The organism is Pseudomonas sp. TSO6, from assembly GCF_056098905.1.
This window is the reverse complement of record NZ_JBLZWV010000033.1, coordinates 391,590-409,295: the sequence shown is the minus strand read 5'-3', so window position 1 is coordinate 409,295 and position 17,706 is coordinate 391,590. Positions and strand designations below refer to the sequence as shown.

The window sequence follows — 17,706 nt, the reverse complement described above, 5'->3', positions numbered from 1 at the left end:
AAAACCCCAGGTAGAACCTGGGGTTTTTTTTGGCTTCAGGCTTCTCGCCCAGCGCGATTGCCGGCGGCGATGGCGCCTTCGATGTAACCCAGGCTCTGACAGTCACCAATGCTGACGACCTTCAACCCGGCACTGCTCAGTGCATCGCTCAGGCGGGTATCAGGCGTCGCACCACTGGCCAGCACCACCGAATCACCGCGCACCTCGGCAGCTTCACCTTCGGCTGTCTGATAGCGCACGCGGTTACCGTCGATGGCGGTAACGCTCACCCCGGTCAGCAGCTGGCCACCGTGCACCCGGATACCATGCAGCACCCGCCAACGCCGCACAATCGCCAATTCCCGGCCCAGATGGCCGCTGCTTTCCAGCACACACACCTGACGCCCACGTGCAATCAGGAACTCTGCCAGCTCCAGCCCCACCAGCCCACCGCCGACAATGATCACGCGTTTGCCCAGGGGCATCCACACGCGTGACAGCTTTTGCATGGCTTCGGTGCTGTCGGTGACGCCGATCAGGTTGCCGGCCTTCATCAGGGTGCGTTGCGTCAGCGACAGCTTGCGCCGGGCGATCTCTTCGGCACGGTCGCCGGTCATCAGCCGGCGCAGTTCATCACCACTCCAGACATGATCCTGCTCGGCACCTGGGATGCCCGGTGCGGCGCGCTGTGCGCCGGTGGCAACAATCACTTGATCGACGCCCAGGTCGCGCAGCAAGGCTGCATCCACCGTACTGCCCATGCGTACATCGATGGGCAGTTGCCGCACCTGGTACAGCAGGTTGTCGAGCAGGCGTCCGTTTTCGGGGTAGGCGAGGGCAGCAAAGAACAGGGTGCCGCCCAGGCGGTCACTGCGCTCGAGCAGCGTCACGCGATGGCCGCGCAAGGCCGCCACGCGCGCGGCTTCCAGGCCCGCCGGGCCACCGCCGATCACCGCAACATGTTGCGGGGCTGCAACCGGCGCGATGATGCGCTCGCTTTCATGGCCGGTTTGCGGGTTGACCGCGCATTTGACCCGCTCGTTGATAAAGATCTGGCTGACACACACGTAGCAGTAAATGCACGGTCGAATGGCCTGCAGCTCACCGGCCTGCAGTTTGTTGGGCAATTGTGGGTCGGCCAGCAACTTGCGGCCCATGGCGATGAAATCACACTGGCCGGCGGCAATCGCGGCGTCGCCGGTTTCTGGTTCGATACGCCCGACGGCAATAACCGGAATGCTCACGCATTGCTTGATGGCCGCTGTCCATTCGAGAAAAGCCCCGGGCTTTTGCACCAGCGGCGCTTCGGTAAAGGCCACGCCGCTACTGGTCATGGCGTAGGCCGAGACACTGACTGCATCGGCGCCGGCGCCCTCAGCCAGGCGGGCAACCGCCTTGGCATCGTCGAGGGTGATGCCACCGGGGGTGAGCAGTTCTTCGGCATCCAGCCGCAGCCAGACGCCAAAGCCGGTGCCAACCCGCGCGCGTATGGCGGCCAGGACCTCAAGCAGCAAGCGTGCACGGTTTTCCACTGTGCCACCGTATGCGTCTTCACGGCGGTTGTAATACGGCGATAAAAAGCCGGCGATGATGTAGTTGTGCGCGGCATGGATTTCCACACCGTCGAACCCGGCGCGCTGTGCACGCTCGGCAGCGGCTGCGAACCACTCGACCATCTGTGCGATGTCGTCCTGGTCCATCACCCGCATCTCGATCCCGCCTTTGCGACCGCGTACGGCGCTGACAAAGGAGGCGAGTTCTTCCGGGGTCAAGGCCTGCATCATGTCGGAGGTACTGGCCGGGGGCAACGACGGCACCCACAGCGGCCGGCCCGCAGCCATGTCCCGTATGGCGTTCTTGCCGGCGTGCTGCAGCTGCATGGCGATCTTTGCGCCGTGCCTGTGCACGCGTTCAGCCAGTTGGGCAAGGCCCGGGATAAATTCATCAGAAGAGACACCGACCTGGTAAGGCTCGGCGGTACCGGCGGGGAAGGCGACGGCGCACACGCCCATGATCAACAGCCCGGCACCGCCTTCGGCACGTGCTTCGTAGTAGGCCTGGATACGTTCGCCGCAGTGCCCGTCGGCTTCGGCGAAGTTGGAGCCCATGGGCGCCATGATGATGCGATTACGCAGTTGAAGGGGGCCGATGCGGCCAGGCGCAAGCAAGTGGGAGAGTTTTGTCATTGTTATGTCAGCCCTTGGTAGAAGCCAGTCGATACGACAGCGGCCAGGTTGCTGCTGTCGCAAGGTACGTTGCGTACGACGACTAGGCTTGGCGCAGGAACTCGAGGCAGGAACGGTTGAACAACTCGCGGTGCTCCACCTGAACCCAATGTCCACAGCGATTGAGCAGAATAAAGCGGGCGTCAGGGGCGTTGTCGAGCACTTTCATCGCGCCACCGACCGGGTTGAAGTTGTCGTTGGTGCCCCAGAACCCCAGAATCGGTACGCGCAGCTCCTCCAGGCGCTCGGTCATGTTCGGCACCATCATGGTCGAGAACAGGCAGTGCGGCTGATATTGGGCTACGGCGACGCGTTCGGCCAGCAGGCTGTCGGGCAGTTGCGAGGCATCGAACAGCTGCAGGCTCATGATCTGGCGCATTTTGTCGATGTCGAGCGGGCCGGCATTGAACAGCTCGACCATGCGCTGAATGCCGATTTTCTTGAAGTAGGTTTCGCGCTCTTCGACACCGCCCGGGGCCATGAGGATCAGCTTGTCGAGCAATTGCGGCTCGGCCAGCCCCAGGCCAATGGCGATGGCGCCACCCAGGGAGTTGCCGAGTAGCGTGCAACGTTGCACTTCAAGGGCCTTGAGCAAGCCGGACACGGCGTTGACGAAGAAATCCAGGTTGTACTGGACGTTGTCGGGCTTGTCCGAACGGCCGAAGCCGGGCAGGTCGATCACCAGGTTACGAAAGCCGGCCGCAACGAAGTCGGGGTAGTTGCCCTTGAAGTTGCTGTAGCCACTGGCGCCCGGGCCACTGCCATGCAACCACACCACGACGGGGCCACTGCCTTCGTCGAGGTAATGCAGGCGCAGGCCGTTGTCGAGGGTGACGAAGTGGCCGATAGGCAACGGTAGGTCTTGTTCTGACATCTTCGAATCTCCATTGATCAGGCAGTTACGGCATTTTCAGGGGTGGCAGTCGGTGCAGCCGATCGCTGCAGTTGGGCGCGGTAGCGGGGCAGGGCCATGCCCAGGAATAGGGTCGAGAGCATCAGCATCGAAATGGAGCTGGCCAGCGCGTAGCGCAGCGCTTCGGTGCCGAGGGCCGGGGCGAACAGATCGCTGAGTACCCCGATCAGCAGCGGGCCAACGCCGACACCCAGCAGGGTCATGGCCATGACGAAGATTGAAGTTGCCTGGGCCAGGCGCGCTGCCGGGAACAAATGCGTGACGGCGCCCAGGCACGGGGTCGCCCACCAGGTACCAAAGAAGGCAAAACCTGCATAGAAGAGAAACGCGGTCGGTACCGGGGTGCTACCCAGGTGGAACAGAATGCCGGTTGGCCAGAGGAAGTACGCCAACGCGAACGGGATACTGACCAGGGTGGCAAGCAGCGGTACGCCGATCTGCCAGCCGGCATCACGGCGGGCCATGCGGTCGGAAATGATGCCGCAGGCCAAGGTGCCGAAGGTGGCACCGCTGCCGCCCACCACGCCGACCAGAAAGCCTGCATCCTGCAGGTTCAAACCGTGGGAGCGGATCAGGAAACTCGGGCTCCAGGTGCCAATCGCATAGCCGGCGATGGCGCTGGACGCGCCGGTCAGCACCAGCCAAAGGAACGATGGGGTCTCCATAAGCTTGGCCACTGTCTTTGCCCAGCCTTCCTGAACGACCTGGACCTTGGTCTGCACTTCGCTGGCAATTTTCGGCGCACGGACCGTAAGCCACAGCAGCAGCCCCAGCAGGATGCCCGGTACGCCAATGATCAGGAACGCCGAGCGCCAGCCGTAATGCTGGGCGATCCAGCCACCAAAACCGAGGCCGAATATGGCGCCGAAGCTTGAGCCAAGCATCAGGATGGACAGCGCAGTGGAGCGATTTTTTGCTGGGTAAAGCTGCGAAATCATCGCCACCGAAGGCGCCGTGCCGCCCGCTTCACCAACGGCTACGCCGATCCGCGCCAACACCAGCAGCCAGAAGCTGGTGGCCAGGCCACAGGCCATAGTCATCACACTCCAGGCAATGCAGCAGGCGGCAATCACCGGTTTCGGCCCGATACGGTCGGAAAGCCGGCCCAACGGGAAGCCGAACAGGGTATAGAACACCGCAAATGTCACCCCCGAGAGCAGGCCGATGCCCGTGTCGGAAATGCCGAACTCCGCCTTGACCGGCTCGATCAGGATCGCCATCAACTGCCGGTCGATGTAGTTGAAGATGTAAATCACGGCCAGCACGAACAGTGCGTAGTGGCTACGCCAGGTGACGCGGTTGGAAGAGTTCACGACGGGTGCTCCCGGTTTTGTTCTAGTGAGCAGGAGCGTGGCGCCGATCACGCTCGGGCACATCGTCCATTCAGACCACTTGCTTGCGGCACAGCGGGCAAGCGGGGCTGCGTAGTCTTATCGGACGATGTTGCGGTTTTGTACAGGGTTAATGATTTGTCCCGTGCTCGATCATCCAGCGCGTTGTGCCGGTGATCGGGGAAGCCAAGGCTTGCGGGAGATCAACGATGAGGTTAGCGAACAAAGTGGCCCTGATCACGGGCGCCGGGCAAGGCATGGGGCGGGCGATTGCCCAGCGCTTTGCCGAGGCCGGCGCACGGGTGGTGGCGGCCGACATCAACCTGCAGGCTGCCGAGCAGACGATCGAAGGGCTCGGTGACCACGCCCTGGCGCTGGCGTGCAACGTCGCCGACAGCGACTCGGTGGCGGCGGCGATGCACAGGCTGGAAGCCCGTTTCGGCGCCCTCGACATCCTGGTGAATAACGCCGGTGTCGGTTCAGTCGACAGCTTTGTCGACACCCCGGACGCGCATTGGCAGCGGGTCATTGAGGTCAACCTCACGGGCACCTTCCTGTGCAGCCGTGAAGCGGTGCGGCTGATGCAAAAGCACGCCATTCAGGGCGTGGTGATCAATATTTCCAGCACCGCCGCGATGACTGGCGAAGGCCCGAGCCATTACTGCGCAGCCAAAGCCGGCGTCATGGGGCTGACCCGCAGCATGGCGCGGGAGCTGGCCGCCAGCGGCATCCGCGTCAACACCTTGGTGCCCGGCCCGACCAACACCCCGATGATGGCCGACATCCCCGATGAGTGGCTGCAGGGCATGCTCAAGGCAATCCCCCTGGGCCGTATGGGCGAGGTCGATGAGATCGCCCGCGCCGCCGTGTTTCTGGCCAGTTCCGACGCCAGCTTCATCACCGGTCAGAACCTCGCCGTAAACGGCGGCATGGCCTTCATTTGAACCGGGAGCAGGCAATGAGCAGACGACTTCAAGGCAAGATCGCATTCATTACCGGTGCCAGCTCCGGGATTGGTGCCGCCACCGCCCGACGCTTTGCCCAGGAGGGCGCCACGGTGGTGCTCTGCGGGCGTAATCAGGCGCCATTGGAAACTGTGGCCAGCGCCATTCGCGAAGCCGGTGGCAAGGCCCATTGGCAGATCGCCGATGTCAGCGACGAGCAAGCCTTTGTCGGCGCAATCGAGGCCGCGGCGCAGCAGCATGGCCGCCTGGACATCCTGGTCAACAACGCCATGGCCTACACCTGGGGTGCCATCGACAGCACCAGCACGGGCGACTGGCACGCCAACTTCCGCACCACCGTGGACGGCACGTTCTGGGGCACGCGCACGGCCATGGCGCTGATGAAAGCCCAAGGCGGCGGGGCCATCGTCAACATCGCCTCGATCTGCGGGTTGTTCGGTACGCCCTGGATGGCCGGCTACTCGGCAGCCAAGGCCGCGGTGATCAACTTCAGCCGCGCTGCAGCCAGCGAAGGGGCGGCCAACAGGATCCGCTGCAACGTGGTGGTCCCGGGCGTCATTGAAACCCCGGCAACCGCGGGCATGCTGGCCGACGCCAAGGCCCGTGGCAACACCGAGAAACTGATCCCGCTGCGCCGTATCGGCCAGGCGCAGGAGGTAGCCAACGCGATTCTGTTCCTGGCCAGCGACGAAGCGTCCTATATCACCGGCGCGTGTGTGCCGGTGGATGGCGGGCGCAGCTCGGAACTCTACACGGTGCTGGAGTGATGAGCATGGAACCGAACATGTTGTTGGCACGCATCGACCGGCTTGAGTCCATTGAGGAAATTCGTCAATTGGCGGCCAAGTACTCGCTGTCGCTGGACATGCGCGACCTCGATGCCCACGTCAATCTGTTTGCCGAAGACATCCGCGTTGGCCGCGACAAGACCGGCCGCGCGCACCTGAAAGCATGGGTCGATGCCACCTTGCGCGATCAGTTCAGCGGCACCTCGCATCACCTGGGCCAGCACATCATCGAACTGCTTGACGCCGACAATGCCGTTGGCGTGGTGTATTCCAAGAACGAGCATGAGACCGGCCCCGAGTGGGTGACCATGCAAATGCTTTATTGGGATGACTACCAGCGCATCGATGGCCGTTGGTACTTCCGTCGCCGCCTGCCGTGCTACTGGTACGCCAGCGACCTCAACAAGCCGCCGATCGGCGAGCGAAAGATGCGCTGGCCAGGGCGTGAACCCTATGCCGGCAGCTTCCACGACCTGTTCCCGTCGTGGGCCGAGTTCTGGGCGCAGCGCCCGGACAAGGACCAACTGCCCGATGTCGCCCCGGCCGCGCCCCTGGAACACTTTCTAGCCACCCTGCGACGTGGTGCTGCGGCACCGAAGATTCGTGTGCGCTGAGGAATCGCGATGAGCATTTTGTTTGAGCCCCTGCGCCTGGGCGAGCTGGAGCTGAGTAACCGCATTGTCATGGCGCCGATGACCCGCAGCCGCGCCACCGCACAGGCGGTGCCGACGGCTGAAATGGTCGACTACTACCGCCAGCGCGCCAGTGCCGGGCTGATCATTGCCGAAGGCACTGCACCGTCCGCCGACGGACTGGGCTATTGCCGCACGCCGGCCATCTACGACAGCGCGCAGATCGAGGGTTGGCGCCAGATCACCCGGGCGGTGAGTAATGCGGGCGGGCGCATGGTGTTGCAGTTGATGCACGTGGGCCGCGCCGCCAGTTGGCAAAACAAACCGGTCGGGGCACGGACCGTCGCCCCCTCGGCGATACGTGCCCGCACCCAGGTGTTCTGCGACGGAGCTGGCCTGGTCGATACCGATGAGCCTCAGGCGTTGAGCCTGGAGGACATTGACCGCGTGATCGCGCAATACCGGCGCGCGGCCCTGAACGCCCGCGAAGCCGGCTTCGAAGGGGTCGAGCTGCATTGCACCAGTGGTTACCTGCCAATGCAGTTCATGGCGTCCGGCAGCAACCAGCGCAGCGATGGCTATGGCGGCGCGGTAGCCAACCGCGTGCGGTTTCCGGCCCAGGTGCTGGCCGCGATGGCAGCTGCAATCGGCTCGGGGCGTGTGGGTTTCCGCCTGTGCCCGGGTAACCCTTACAACGACATCAGCGATGCCGACCCGGCCGCCACTGCACAAGCCTTGTGTGAGCAGGTCGAGCCGCTTGGCCTGGCTTACCTGCACATCATGCGCTCGCCGCTGGCCGCACTGGATGCCTTTGCCTTGGCCCGCAGCCATAGCAGCAGCGGGTTGATCCTCAATGACGGTTTCGACGGGCCTTCGGCCGCTGCGGCAATAGAAGCCGGGCAGGGCGCCGCAGTGTCGTTTGCCCGCCACTTTATCGGCAACCCGGACCTGGTCGAACGCCTGCGCGCCGGCCTGCCGCTGGCCGGCTTCGACCGCAAGACACTTTATACGAAAGGCTCGCCTGGCTATTCGGACTATCCGACCCACGCCCAGACGACTGCATGAACAGCCGGTTTTATCGGAGGTAGGGATGAACAATTTCAATAACAACGCAAGCCTGCTGTCCAGTGTTGATCGCGGGGTTGTGCCACGCGAACAAACCCAGGCCATCCTTGATCGCCGGGCCGAAGCCGCCGCGCGGATCAAACCTGCGGATCGCTATACCCTGGCTGATCGCCTCGAAGAACAGGCGCAACGCCACGGCGAGCGGCCTTTCGTCATTTATGGCGATCAGCGTTTGAGCTACGCCCAGGTCAACGCCCGGGCCGACCAACTGGCCCACGTGTTTCATGCCCGAGGCCTGCGCCCCGGCGATGTCTGCGCGCTGGCCATGGAGAACCGCCCGGCGTTTTTCTGCTGCTGGTTCGGCCTGGTCAAGCTCGGTGTGGTGGTGGGTTTCGTCAATACCCAGGTCAGTGGCCGGCCGCTGGTGCACGCGCTGGAGGCCATCGAGGCCAAGGCGATGCTCGTCGGCGAAGAGGTGCTGGGCAACGTGCTGGCCACCGAAGGCCTGCCGCCGCTGCCGCTGTGGCTGGTCGAAGATGCCGAGCAACCGTGGGCCCGGGCAATGCCTGCACAGGTTGACACCGGCCTGGCCGAAGCATTGGCCAATGCCCCGTGCACGCCATTCCCGCGTGACCTGCGTGCCGACCTGCGCGCCGAGTCGCCGAGCTTGCTGATTTTTACCTCGGGCACCACGGGTTTGCCAAAAGCGGCGCGTTACAGCCACATGCGCTGGATGTCGACGGGGGACATCATGGAAGTCACCCTGCAGACCACGCCCAGCGACGTGTTTTATTGCTGCCTGCCGCTGTACCACGGCGCTGCGGCCACTTCAGTGACGTCAACCGCGCTGAAAACCGGTGCGGCGATCGTGGTGCGGCGCAAGTTCAGCGTCCGCGAATTCTGGAAGGACGTGCGCGAGCACCGCATCAGCGTGTTCCAGTACATCGGCGAGATTTGCCGCTACCTGCTCAACCAGCCCGCGGCGGCCGGCGAACGCGAGCATGGCCTGCGCTGCATGCTCGGCGCCGGGTTGACGCGTGAAACCTGGCAGAACTGGGTGCAGCGTTTCGGGCCGATCCAGGTGTTCGAGGGCTGGGGTTCTACCGAGTCCAATACCAACGTGGTCAACGTCGACAACTATGTGGGCGCCTGCGGGCGCATACCGTTCTGGGACAAGAGCAACCTGCGCCTGGTGCGCTATGACGTTGAAACCGACAGCCACCCACGCGACGAGCACGGCTTTTACCAGCTTTGCGAAGTGGGTGAAGTGGGTGAAGCCCTGGGCTTGATCATCGACCACCCGCAGATCGGCGGCGGCCGCTTCGAGGGTTACTCCTCGGCCGAGGCAACCGACAGCAAGATCCGCCGCAATGTCTTGCGCCAAGGGGATGCCTATTGGAGTTCGGGCGACCTGCTGCGTTATGACGAAGACGGCTACCTGTACTTCATCGACCGCATCGGCGACACCTTCCGCTGGAAAAGCGAGAACGTCTCTACCCTGGAGGTGGCGGCTGCGCTGGGCGATTTTGCCGGGCTCGAGCTGATCAACATCTACGGTGTGCAGGTGCCCGGGCAAGAGGGGCGCGCCGGCATGGCGGCGGTGCTGATGCAGCCAGGGCAGCCTTTTGACCCTGAAGCGTTCTACGCGCTGACCGAAGCGCGTTTGCCACGCTATGCGGCGCCTGTGTTCGTGCGGGTATCGGCGGCGGCCGACCTGACCAGCACCTTCAAATTGCGCAAGGTCGACCTGCAGCGCCAGGGCTACGCGCCGACGGCGTTCAGCGACCCGCTGTTCATCCGTGACGAAAGCAGCCGCAGCTATGTGCCGTACAGCACCCACGTGCTGGAGCGCATTGGCCTGGCCGCTTTTGCGGGTGACGTCAGTGAGTAGCCTGGATGCCCAGGGGCACGAATGGCGCGCAGGCCTGCGCTTCCCCTGGCCGCAGCCACCGGCCAATGGCGAGGTTCAACAGGTCGCTGAAGGGCTGTTGTGGCTGCGCATGCCGCTGCCGTTCGGGCTTGACCACATCAACCTGTACCTGTTGCGCCACGGCGAGGGCTGGGTGGCGGTCGATACCGGGCTCAACAACACGCAGACCCGCGACATCTGGGAAGCGCTGTTTGCCACGGTGTTGGGTGGTTTACCGCTGCTGGCGGTGATCTGCACGCACTTTCACTCGGACCATGTCGGGGTGCTCGGCTGGTTGACCGAGCGCTTCCGCTGCCCGGTGTTCATGAGCGCCAGTGAATATCAGGCGATGCACCAGTTGGGCGCGCCAGGCGACACCGGCGCTAGCTGGGCGTTTTACCAGCATTACCAGCGCGCAGGCTTCAACCAGGAGCAGACCGCAGCATTGTTCCCGTTGCTGGGCTCCGCGCACTTCCGGCCAGAGGTGCCCACCAGCTTCCGCCGCCTGCGTGAAGGCACCCGACTGATGATTGGCGGGCGCCGTTGGCAGGTCCTGATCGGCCGCGGCCATTCGCCGGAACATGCCTGCCTGTACTGCGCCGAGGACGGCCTGTTGATTTCCGGTGACCAGGTGCTGCCGCGCATCACCTCCAGTGTCTGCGTGCAGGTCACCGAGCCCGATGCCGACCCATTGCGCGACTGGCTGGATTCGGTGGAGCGCTTGCGGGAGGTGCCCGACAGCGTGCTGGTGCTGCCGGCGCATGAACGGCCGTTTTACAACCTGCATCTGCGCCTTGATCAACTGCGCGCACACCACCAAGGGCACTTGCAGCAACTGTTGGCCGCCTGCACCGCGCCGCGCAGTGCCGTGGAGCTGATGGCCGAGCTGTTTCCGAAGGTGAAGGGGCGCTTCGATGAATTGATGGCGATTGGCGAGACCCTGGCGCATGTCAATTACCTGATTGCGCAGGGGCAACTGGTGCGTGAAGAAACAGCCGGCGTGTTCCGCTACGGGCGCACGCCAGAGGGTGTGAACGTTCAGTCGGTGCTAGGGCAGCTGTGAGTGGGCTGAGGCTAACGAGTGGTGTTCTTGCACTTTTGCGCGACCGTCAGGTCGTTAATCGGAGAGGCAGTGTGACTAATAAAAACAACAAATATGGTGCTGGCCCAGCTGTATCGGGTTTCGAATTATCGGGTCTGGTGGTGGCAACCGCATTGGTTTGCACACCCGCATGGTCCGGTGAAACCATCGAGTTCGACAACGGCACGACCATCGACTGGACGGTGACCACCAGCTACGGCCTGGGGGTTCGCCTGTCGAACCCGTCAAGCAAGCTGTTGACACCCAACGCCGATGATGGCGACCGCAACTTCGACAAGGGCAGCCTGGTGACCAACCGCATCGGCGCCCTGGCCGAGATGATCGTGCGCAAGGACAACTACGGCGGGGTGCTGCGCGCCAGTACCTTCTACGATGATGTTTACCATCGTTCCAACGACAACGACTCACCGGGCACGGTCAACAAGGCTGGCGACCATAACGAGTTCACCAGCGACACCAAGTATTACAGCGGCGGGCGCAGCAAGTTCCTCGATGCTTATGTGTTCAGCGGCTGGCGCTTTGACAATGGTTCGATGCTCGATGTGAAGGCCGGTCGGCATATCGAGTCGTGGGGCGAAAGCTTGTTCTACCCCGGCGTCAGTGGTGTACAGAACCCGTCCGATGCGGTCAAGGCCGCGCAGCCCGGGGTCGAGGTCAAGGAAGTGCTGTTGCCGGTCGGCCAGGTGTCGGCGTCGTATCGCTTGAACCCGCAGTGGACCTTGGGCGCTTACGTGCAATACGAATGGATGGGCACGGAACTGCCGCCGGTGGGCAGCTACCTGTCCACCAGCGATGTGGTCGGGCCAGGGCGAGAATTTCTCATCGGCGCCAATGGGGCGCGTATCAACTACCAGGGCACCGATGAGCCGCGTGACAGCGGTCAGTGGGGGGCACAGGTACGCTTTCGGCCCGTGCCCGCCCTGGAACTGTCACTGTTTCATGTCAATTATCATGACAAGAACCCAGCCACTGCCCTGGTGGGTTACCGGGCCGTCCCGGCCGGGCCAGGCGTGTTCTTCGGCACGCCGGATGGCTACCGCATTACCTACTTTGAAGACATCAAGCTGACCGGGATCAGTGCCTCGACCAAAATCGGCGAGACCCAGATCGGTGGCGAGTGGTCGTATCGCGACGGTGCTCCGGTGATGGTCAACACCGGCCTTGGCCCCACGCCTGCGCGTGGCAAGGGCCAGCAAATGCAGTTGTCGGCAATCCGTATTCTGGGTGACCGGCCTTGGGCGAGCCAGACCTCGCTCACCGCCGAGATCGTGCATGTGCGTGTCGACAGTGTTGACGAAGCCTCGGCCGCGCCGAACCTGTTGGGCCTGGGCAACAGCTTGATTCCGTCCATGCGCCCGCTGGTGCAACCGTCCGACGACTACACCTACAAGACCTCGACTGGCTGGCGCAGCAAGACCGCCAGTGCCTACACCTTGGGTGCGTCCTTCAGCTACCCGGGTGTGTTCGAGGGCTGGGACCTGGAAGTGCCGGTGAACTTCTCCAACGTGTTCAGTGGTGCCACGCCGATGGCCGGGACCATTTCCGGGTTGCAGGGTGATCGCCGGTTGAGCCTGGGCGCGACCTTCAAGTACCTGGGCAACCTGGAAGTCGCCCTGCGGGTTACCGGCTACCTGGGCGACGCTGACCCGGTCAAGCGCCTGCTGGCAGACCGCGACTACGGGACATTCTCGGTCAAATACAGCTTCTGACTGGCGCGACGGCGTCAGGGTTGAGTCAACCCTGGCGCCGGCCGGTGTTCTAGTCAAAATGGACGATCACTCGCCACGGCACCTGTGGCATGGTCGCAAGACAAAAACCTCAAGCACACAGCCTTCGAGTGGGGGATACATGGGTCTTAAAGGTCATGCGGCGATTGTGGGCGCCGCGCAATACAAACCCGAGAAGTACGCCACAGCGCCGCGAATGTTCCATCTTGAGCAAGTGGCCGACCTGGCAGCGCAGGCGCTGCGCGACGCCGGCTTGCGTGCCGAAGACCTGGACGGTCTGGTGATCAATGGCCCGCACTTCCACGAAGCTTCGGTGTTCGTGCCGGCCATGGCTGCCGAATACCTGGGTTTGTCTGTTAATTTCGCCGAAGTGGTCGACCTTGGTGGTTGTACCGCGGTGGGCATGGTCTGGCGCGCGGCTGCGGCGATCGAGCTGGGTCTGTGCCAGGCGGTGCTGTGTGTAATGCCGGCGCGCCTGGCGCCGATGGGCCCCGACGAAGATCCCGGGGCAATGGCCCGCGCCATGCGTTACGGCGGTCACAGCACCGCCTTTGGCGCGCCGGAGGCGGAGTTCGATCTGCCTTATGGCCACATGGGCCAGAACACCGGCTACGCCATGATCGCCCAACGCTACGCCGCGCAGTACGGTTACGACCCGATAGCCATGGCCAAGATTGCCGTTGATCAACGCACCAATGCCTTGGCCAACCCCCAGGCGATGTTCCATGGCCAGCCGTTGACGATCGAGCAGGTGCTGGCGAGCAAGCGCGTGGCTGATCCTTTGCACGTACTCGAGATTGTCATGCCGGTGGCCGGCGGTGCGGCATTGATCATTGCCTCTAAAGAAGTGGCCGCACGTGCACGCAAGCGCCCGGCATTCATCACAGGCTTCGGTGAGCACCTGGCGTTCAAGTCGCCTTCGTATGCCCAGGACATGCTCCACACGCCGATTGGGCCTGCTTCGCGCCGTGCCTTCGAGATGGCCAGGCTCAAACCGGGCGATGTCGATGCGGCGCAGATCTATGACTGTTACACCATTACCGCGTTGCTGACCCTGGAGGACGCCGGGTTCTGTGCCAAGGGTGAGGGCATGCAGTTTGTTCGCGAGCATGACCTGACCTGGCGCGGCGATTTCCCGATGAACACCCACGGTGGCCAGCTCAGTTTCGGCCAGGCCGGCGCTGCCGGGGGCATGTCACAGGTGATCGAGGCTGTCACGCAGATCAGCGGTGAGGCGGGGGAGCGCCAGCTTGAACGCTGCGACGCTGTCTACGTGTCCGGCACCGGTGGCGTGATGAGTGAGCAGGCCGCGTTGATACTTCAGGGAGCATGACCCGCATGTCGAACAATAAGCCAATGCCGGTGCCGACTGAAATATCCGCGCCGTTCTGGGAAGGCCTGAAGGCTCAGCGCCTGTTGATCCAGCACTGCAACGCCTGTGAACATTGGGTGTTCTACCCGCGCAGGCATTGCCCGCGGTGCCTGGCCCATGACCTGAGCTGGCGCGAAGTCAGTGGTGGCGCCACCCTGTACAGCTTCACCGTGGCACGCATTGCCACATTGCCGGATTTTGCCGATGAGATGCCACAAAAGCTGGCCGTCATCGAGCTGGACGAAGGCGTGCGAATCAACACCACCCTGGTGGGGCTTGAAGAGGATCAGATCCGCATCGGCATGCGGCTCAAACCGGTGTTTGCCGAAGTCGACGCCAAGGGTACGCGTTTACTGCGCTTTACCGGTCCGGACCAGGACAGCACGGCGCTACAGCGCTACAACGGCGCGCCTCAGGCGCAAGCGCCGGAGCAGAGTGAAGCCGCAGCTGTACGCTTGGTCGCCATGGATGATGAGGTGGCGCTGCAGAGCCTGGTCAGTGAAACCTTCAGCCCCTGGAGCAACCAGATTGTCATCGATCAAGCCCTGATCGATGCCTTCGCCGCGCTGTCGGGTGATGACTACTGGATTCACACCGATCCGCAGCGTGCACGCAAGGACAGCCCGTTTGGCGGCACCATTGCCCACGGCGCGCTGGTACAGGTGTTGCAGTCGCGGCTCAAGCTGGCGCTGGGTTATGAAATCACCGGTTTCAGCACCATGGTCAACTACGGCTCCGACCGCCTGCGCTTCCCGGCGCCGGTGCCGGCCGGCTCGCGGGTTCATGCGCGGGCCAGGGTCAAGCAGGTGGCGCGGGTCAAGCGCGGCACCCAGTTGACCCTGGAGGTGAATACCCACGTCGTCGGCAGTGATCGCCCCTCGGTCATCAATGACCTGGTGATCCTGTACATGTAACCCCTCCGATGGCGCGAGATTGCCCTGCGATGCGATGTGCCTGGCGCATCACTATCGCGGGGCAAGCCTGTTTCCACCGCCTGCATTTCAGTATTCCCGATAGATCAACTGCTTAGTCTCAACGGACGATGAGCACCAGGCCTGCCCTGAGCACAATGAAGACCAACAAAGGTCCGGTCATTGAGGAGCAGGGCATGATGGATATCCGGGGGCTGAGCTACTTCGTCGCTCAAATCGAAAACCTCAGTCAGTGGCAACGTTATGCCGAAGACGTGCTGGGCATGATGGTGGTACCCGCGCCCGGTGGCGGACTGTACGTGAAGATGGACGAGCGGCCGTTTCGCATGCTCATCGTCGAAGGCGCCGAGGCAGGCTACCTGGCCTCTGGCTGGGAACTGGCCAGCGAGCCGGCATTCAACGCCGCATTGCAGGCACTGGAGCAGAACGGTGTGCGCTGGCAAGCAGGCACTGCCGCCGAGATCGAGCAGCGTGGCGTACAGGCACTGGTCAGTGTCCTGGACCCCTCCGGCAACCGCCACGAGTTGAGCTGGGGGCACCGTTCCGACTGCCTGCCATTCGTTTCGCCGCAAGGCGTGCCGGGGTTTGTCACCGGCGACATGGGCCTGGGCCACACCGTGCTGCCGGCCCCGGACTTTGACGCGACCCTGGCCTTCGTCAAGGACGTGCTGGGCTTCGAGCTGTCGGACATCTTCAACTTTCGCCCCGACCCGGCAGCACCGCCAATCCGCATTCACTTCCTGCATTGCCGCAACAGCCGCCATCACTCGCTGGCGCTGGCGGAGTACGCGGTGCCTTCAGGCTGCGTGCACGTGATGGTTGAAGTGGGTTCGATGACTGAAGTGGGCCGCGCCCATGACCGGCGCCTGGCCCATCAGGTGCCGCTGTCGGCCACCCTCGGCCAGCACCTCAATGACCGGATGACCTCGTTTTACATGAAGACCCCGTCCGGCTTCGACCTGGAGTACGGCTACGGCGGCCTGCAAGTGGACTGGGCTGAGCACTCGGCCTTCGAATTTACCCGCGTAAGCCTGTGGGGGCATGACTTTTCCGTCGGCCAACAGCAAGGAGATGTGCAATGAACAAGCAAATGACGGCGGCCGATGCCGTTGCGCACCTGCGCGATGGCATGACCATCGGCTTCGGCGGCTGGGGGCCACGGCGCAAGCCGATGGCGGTTGTGCGCGAGATTCTGCGTTCCCCCGTCAAGGACCTGACTGTGGTCGCCTACGGTGGCCCGGAAGTGGGCATGCTGTGTGCGGCGGGCAAGGTCAAGAAGCTGGTGTTCGGCTTTGCCACCCTCGACGCCATTCCGCTGGAACCCTATTACCGCAAAGCCCGCGAGGCCGGTGGGCTGGAGTTGCTAGAGGTGGATGAAGGCATGTTCCAGTGGGGCCTGCGTGCAGCGGCCATGCGTTTGCCGTTTCTACCGACCCGCTGCGGCCTGGCCACCGATGTCACACGGTTGAACCCTGAACTTAAGACCATCCAGTCGCCGTATAACGACGGCGAAGTGCTGCTGGCCATGCCCGCCCTGAACCTGGACGTGGCGTTTGTCCACGTCAACGTCGCCGACCGCCTGGGCAACACCCTGGTGACCGGCCCAGACCCGTATTTCGACCACCTGTTCGCTCGCGCGGCTCAGCAGTGCTTCGTGTCTTGCGAGCAATTGCACGAACGACTGGAACTGACGACCGAACAGGCACGCTGCAACACCTTTGAGCGGTACCTGGTCAGTGGCGTGATCCATGCACCGCTCGGCGCCCACCCGACCGCCTGCCAGCCCGAGTATGGCTGGGACCTGAGCCACCTCAAACGCTATGCCGCCAGTGCCGGTGAAGAGGGCGGCTGGCAAGCCTATGTGGCGCAGTACGTGGCGGCCGGCGAGCGGGCTTATCAAGAGCAGAACGGCGGTGCCGAACGCATGGGCTCCCTGGCCCTGCCAGTGTTCTGAGGAGGATGAAAATGTCGACTACCTGTGAATTTACCCTCGCGGAACTGATGATTGTCGCGGCCAGCGAAGCCTGGCGTGACAACGGCGAGCTGATCGCCTCGGGCCTGGGCGTGATCCCGCGCCTGGGTGCCAGCCTGGCCAAACTCAGCCACAGTCCGCAACTGCTGATGACCGACAGCGAGGCGTACCTGGTCGAAGAGCCGATCCCGCTAGGGCCGCGTGGCGATCATGTGCCGAAATATTCGGGTTCGCTCAACTTCGAGCGGGTGTTCGAGTGCGTCTGGGGTGGCCGCCGTCACGCCATGATCGGCCCGACCCAGATCGACCGCTGGGGCCAGAGCAACCTCTCTTGCGTGGGCGATTACCACAAGCCCAAGGCCGCAATGCTCGGTGTACGCGGCTTGCCCGGCAACAGCATCAATCACATCAACTCGTTCTTTGTACCCAGCCATAACACCCGCGTGTTCGTCAGCGGCGAAGTGGACATGGTCTCCGGTGTCGGTTTCAAGGCCGACCGGTGGCCAAAAGGGGTACGCCGCGACCTGATGGACATCCGCCTGATCGTTACCGACTTGTGTGTGATGGATTTCGACGGCCCGGACCGCGCGGTCCAGGTGCGCAGCTTGCACCCGGGGGTGAGCTTTGAGCAGGTGCAGGAAAACACCGGTTTCCCGTTGCTCAAGTCAGCGTCGCTGAAAGAAACCGTACACCCGACGCCTGAGCAACTGGCGCTGATCCGTCGGCTCGACCCCCATGATCTGCGCAGTTCGGCGATCAAGGGCAACCCGGCTGGCATTCGCGTGGCGTAAGGC

Annotated in this window: 15 protein-coding genes; 12 read left to right on the top strand and 3 right to left on the bottom strand. The window is 63.4% G+C overall.

The features are described from left to right. Positions 1-35: 35 nt before the first annotated feature. The 3 genes from ACN6NG_RS14810 to ACN6NG_RS14800 form a co-directional block, all read right to left on the bottom strand. Positions 36-2,165: an oxidoreductase gene (locus ACN6NG_RS14810; protein ID WP_353457219.1), complete on the bottom strand. Its 2,130-nt coding sequence runs from the start codon at positions 2,163-2,165 to the stop codon at positions 36-38. Between the two features lie 82 nt (positions 2,166-2,247). Next, positions 2,248-3,078, bottom strand: coding sequence for an alpha/beta fold hydrolase (locus ACN6NG_RS14805; protein ID WP_132845723.1), 831 nt, complete (start codon positions 3,076-3,078; stop codon positions 2,248-2,250). A gap of 17 nt (positions 3,079-3,095) precedes the next feature. Beyond that, positions 3,096-4,430: a spinster family MFS transporter gene (locus tag ACN6NG_RS14800; RefSeq protein ID WP_063424344.1), complete on the bottom strand. Its 1,335-nt coding sequence runs from the start codon at positions 4,428-4,430 to the stop codon at positions 3,096-3,098. A gap of 227 nt (positions 4,431-4,657) precedes the next feature. On the opposite strand from ACN6NG_RS14800, the gene ACN6NG_RS14795 reads away from it, so the two are divergent. From ACN6NG_RS14795 to ACN6NG_RS14740, 12 genes are all read left to right on the top strand, one after another. After that, a complete protein-coding gene (locus tag ACN6NG_RS14795; protein ID WP_474314729.1) occupies positions 4,658-5,392 on the top strand; it encodes an SDR family NAD(P)-dependent oxidoreductase in 735 nt (244 codons plus the stop codon). Between the two features lie 14 nt (positions 5,393-5,406). Continuing rightward, positions 5,407-6,180, top strand: a complete 774-nt coding sequence (locus tag ACN6NG_RS14790) for an SDR family NAD(P)-dependent oxidoreductase (protein WP_474314726.1) — start codon at positions 5,407-5,409, stop codon at positions 6,178-6,180. Positions 6,181-6,185: 5 nt separating this feature from the next. Then, a complete protein-coding gene (locus ACN6NG_RS14785) occupies positions 6,186-6,815 on the top strand; it encodes a nuclear transport factor 2 family protein (RefSeq protein WP_353457223.1) in 630 nt (209 codons plus the stop codon). A gap of 9 nt (positions 6,816-6,824) precedes the next feature. Then, a complete protein-coding gene (locus ACN6NG_RS14780; protein ID WP_474314725.1) occupies positions 6,825-7,898 on the top strand; it encodes an alkene reductase in 1,074 nt (357 codons plus the stop codon). 25 nt (positions 7,899-7,923) lie between these two features. Further along, positions 7,924-9,789: a long-chain-acyl-CoA synthetase gene (locus ACN6NG_RS14775; protein WP_474314723.1), complete on the top strand. Its 1,866-nt coding sequence runs from the start codon at positions 7,924-7,926 to the stop codon at positions 9,787-9,789. Then, complete coding sequence (locus ACN6NG_RS14770; RefSeq protein WP_474314721.1) at positions 9,782-10,870, top strand: MBL fold metallo-hydrolase; 1,089 nt, start codon at positions 9,782-9,784, stop codon at positions 10,868-10,870. Before ACN6NG_RS14775 ends, ACN6NG_RS14770 begins: the two co-directional genes overlap by 8 nt. A gap of 71 nt (positions 10,871-10,941) precedes the next feature. Continuing rightward, complete coding sequence (locus ACN6NG_RS14765; protein ID WP_063424338.1) at positions 10,942-12,618, top strand: DUF1302 domain-containing protein; 1,677 nt, start codon at positions 10,942-10,944, stop codon at positions 12,616-12,618. A 139-nt stretch (positions 12,619-12,757) separates the two neighbouring features. Next, positions 12,758-13,969, top strand: coding sequence for a thiolase family protein (locus ACN6NG_RS14760; protein WP_353457229.1), 1,212 nt, complete (start codon positions 12,758-12,760; stop codon positions 13,967-13,969). 5 nt (positions 13,970-13,974) lie between these two features. After that, complete coding sequence (locus ACN6NG_RS14755) at positions 13,975-14,922, top strand: bifunctional OB-fold nucleic acid binding domain-containing protein/MaoC family dehydratase (RefSeq protein WP_474314717.1); 948 nt, start codon at positions 13,975-13,977, stop codon at positions 14,920-14,922. Positions 14,923-15,116: 194 nt separating this feature from the next. After that, positions 15,117-16,022 carry a VOC family protein gene (locus ACN6NG_RS14750; RefSeq protein ID WP_474314715.1) on the top strand — a complete coding sequence of 302 codons (906 nt, stop codon included), beginning with the start codon at positions 15,117-15,119 and terminating at the stop codon, positions 16,020-16,022. Next, on the top strand, positions 16,019-16,894 hold the full coding sequence (locus ACN6NG_RS14745; protein WP_474314713.1) for a CoA transferase subunit A: 876 nt from the start codon (positions 16,019-16,021) through the stop codon (positions 16,892-16,894). The genes ACN6NG_RS14750 and ACN6NG_RS14745 overlap by 4 nt, the downstream gene beginning before the upstream one ends. Positions 16,895-16,905: 11 nt before the next feature. Next, positions 16,906-17,703: a CoA-transferase subunit beta gene (locus tag ACN6NG_RS14740; protein WP_016499763.1), complete on the top strand. Its 798-nt coding sequence runs from the start codon at positions 16,906-16,908 to the stop codon at positions 17,701-17,703. The last annotated feature ends 3 nt before the right edge of the window (positions 17,704-17,706 follow it).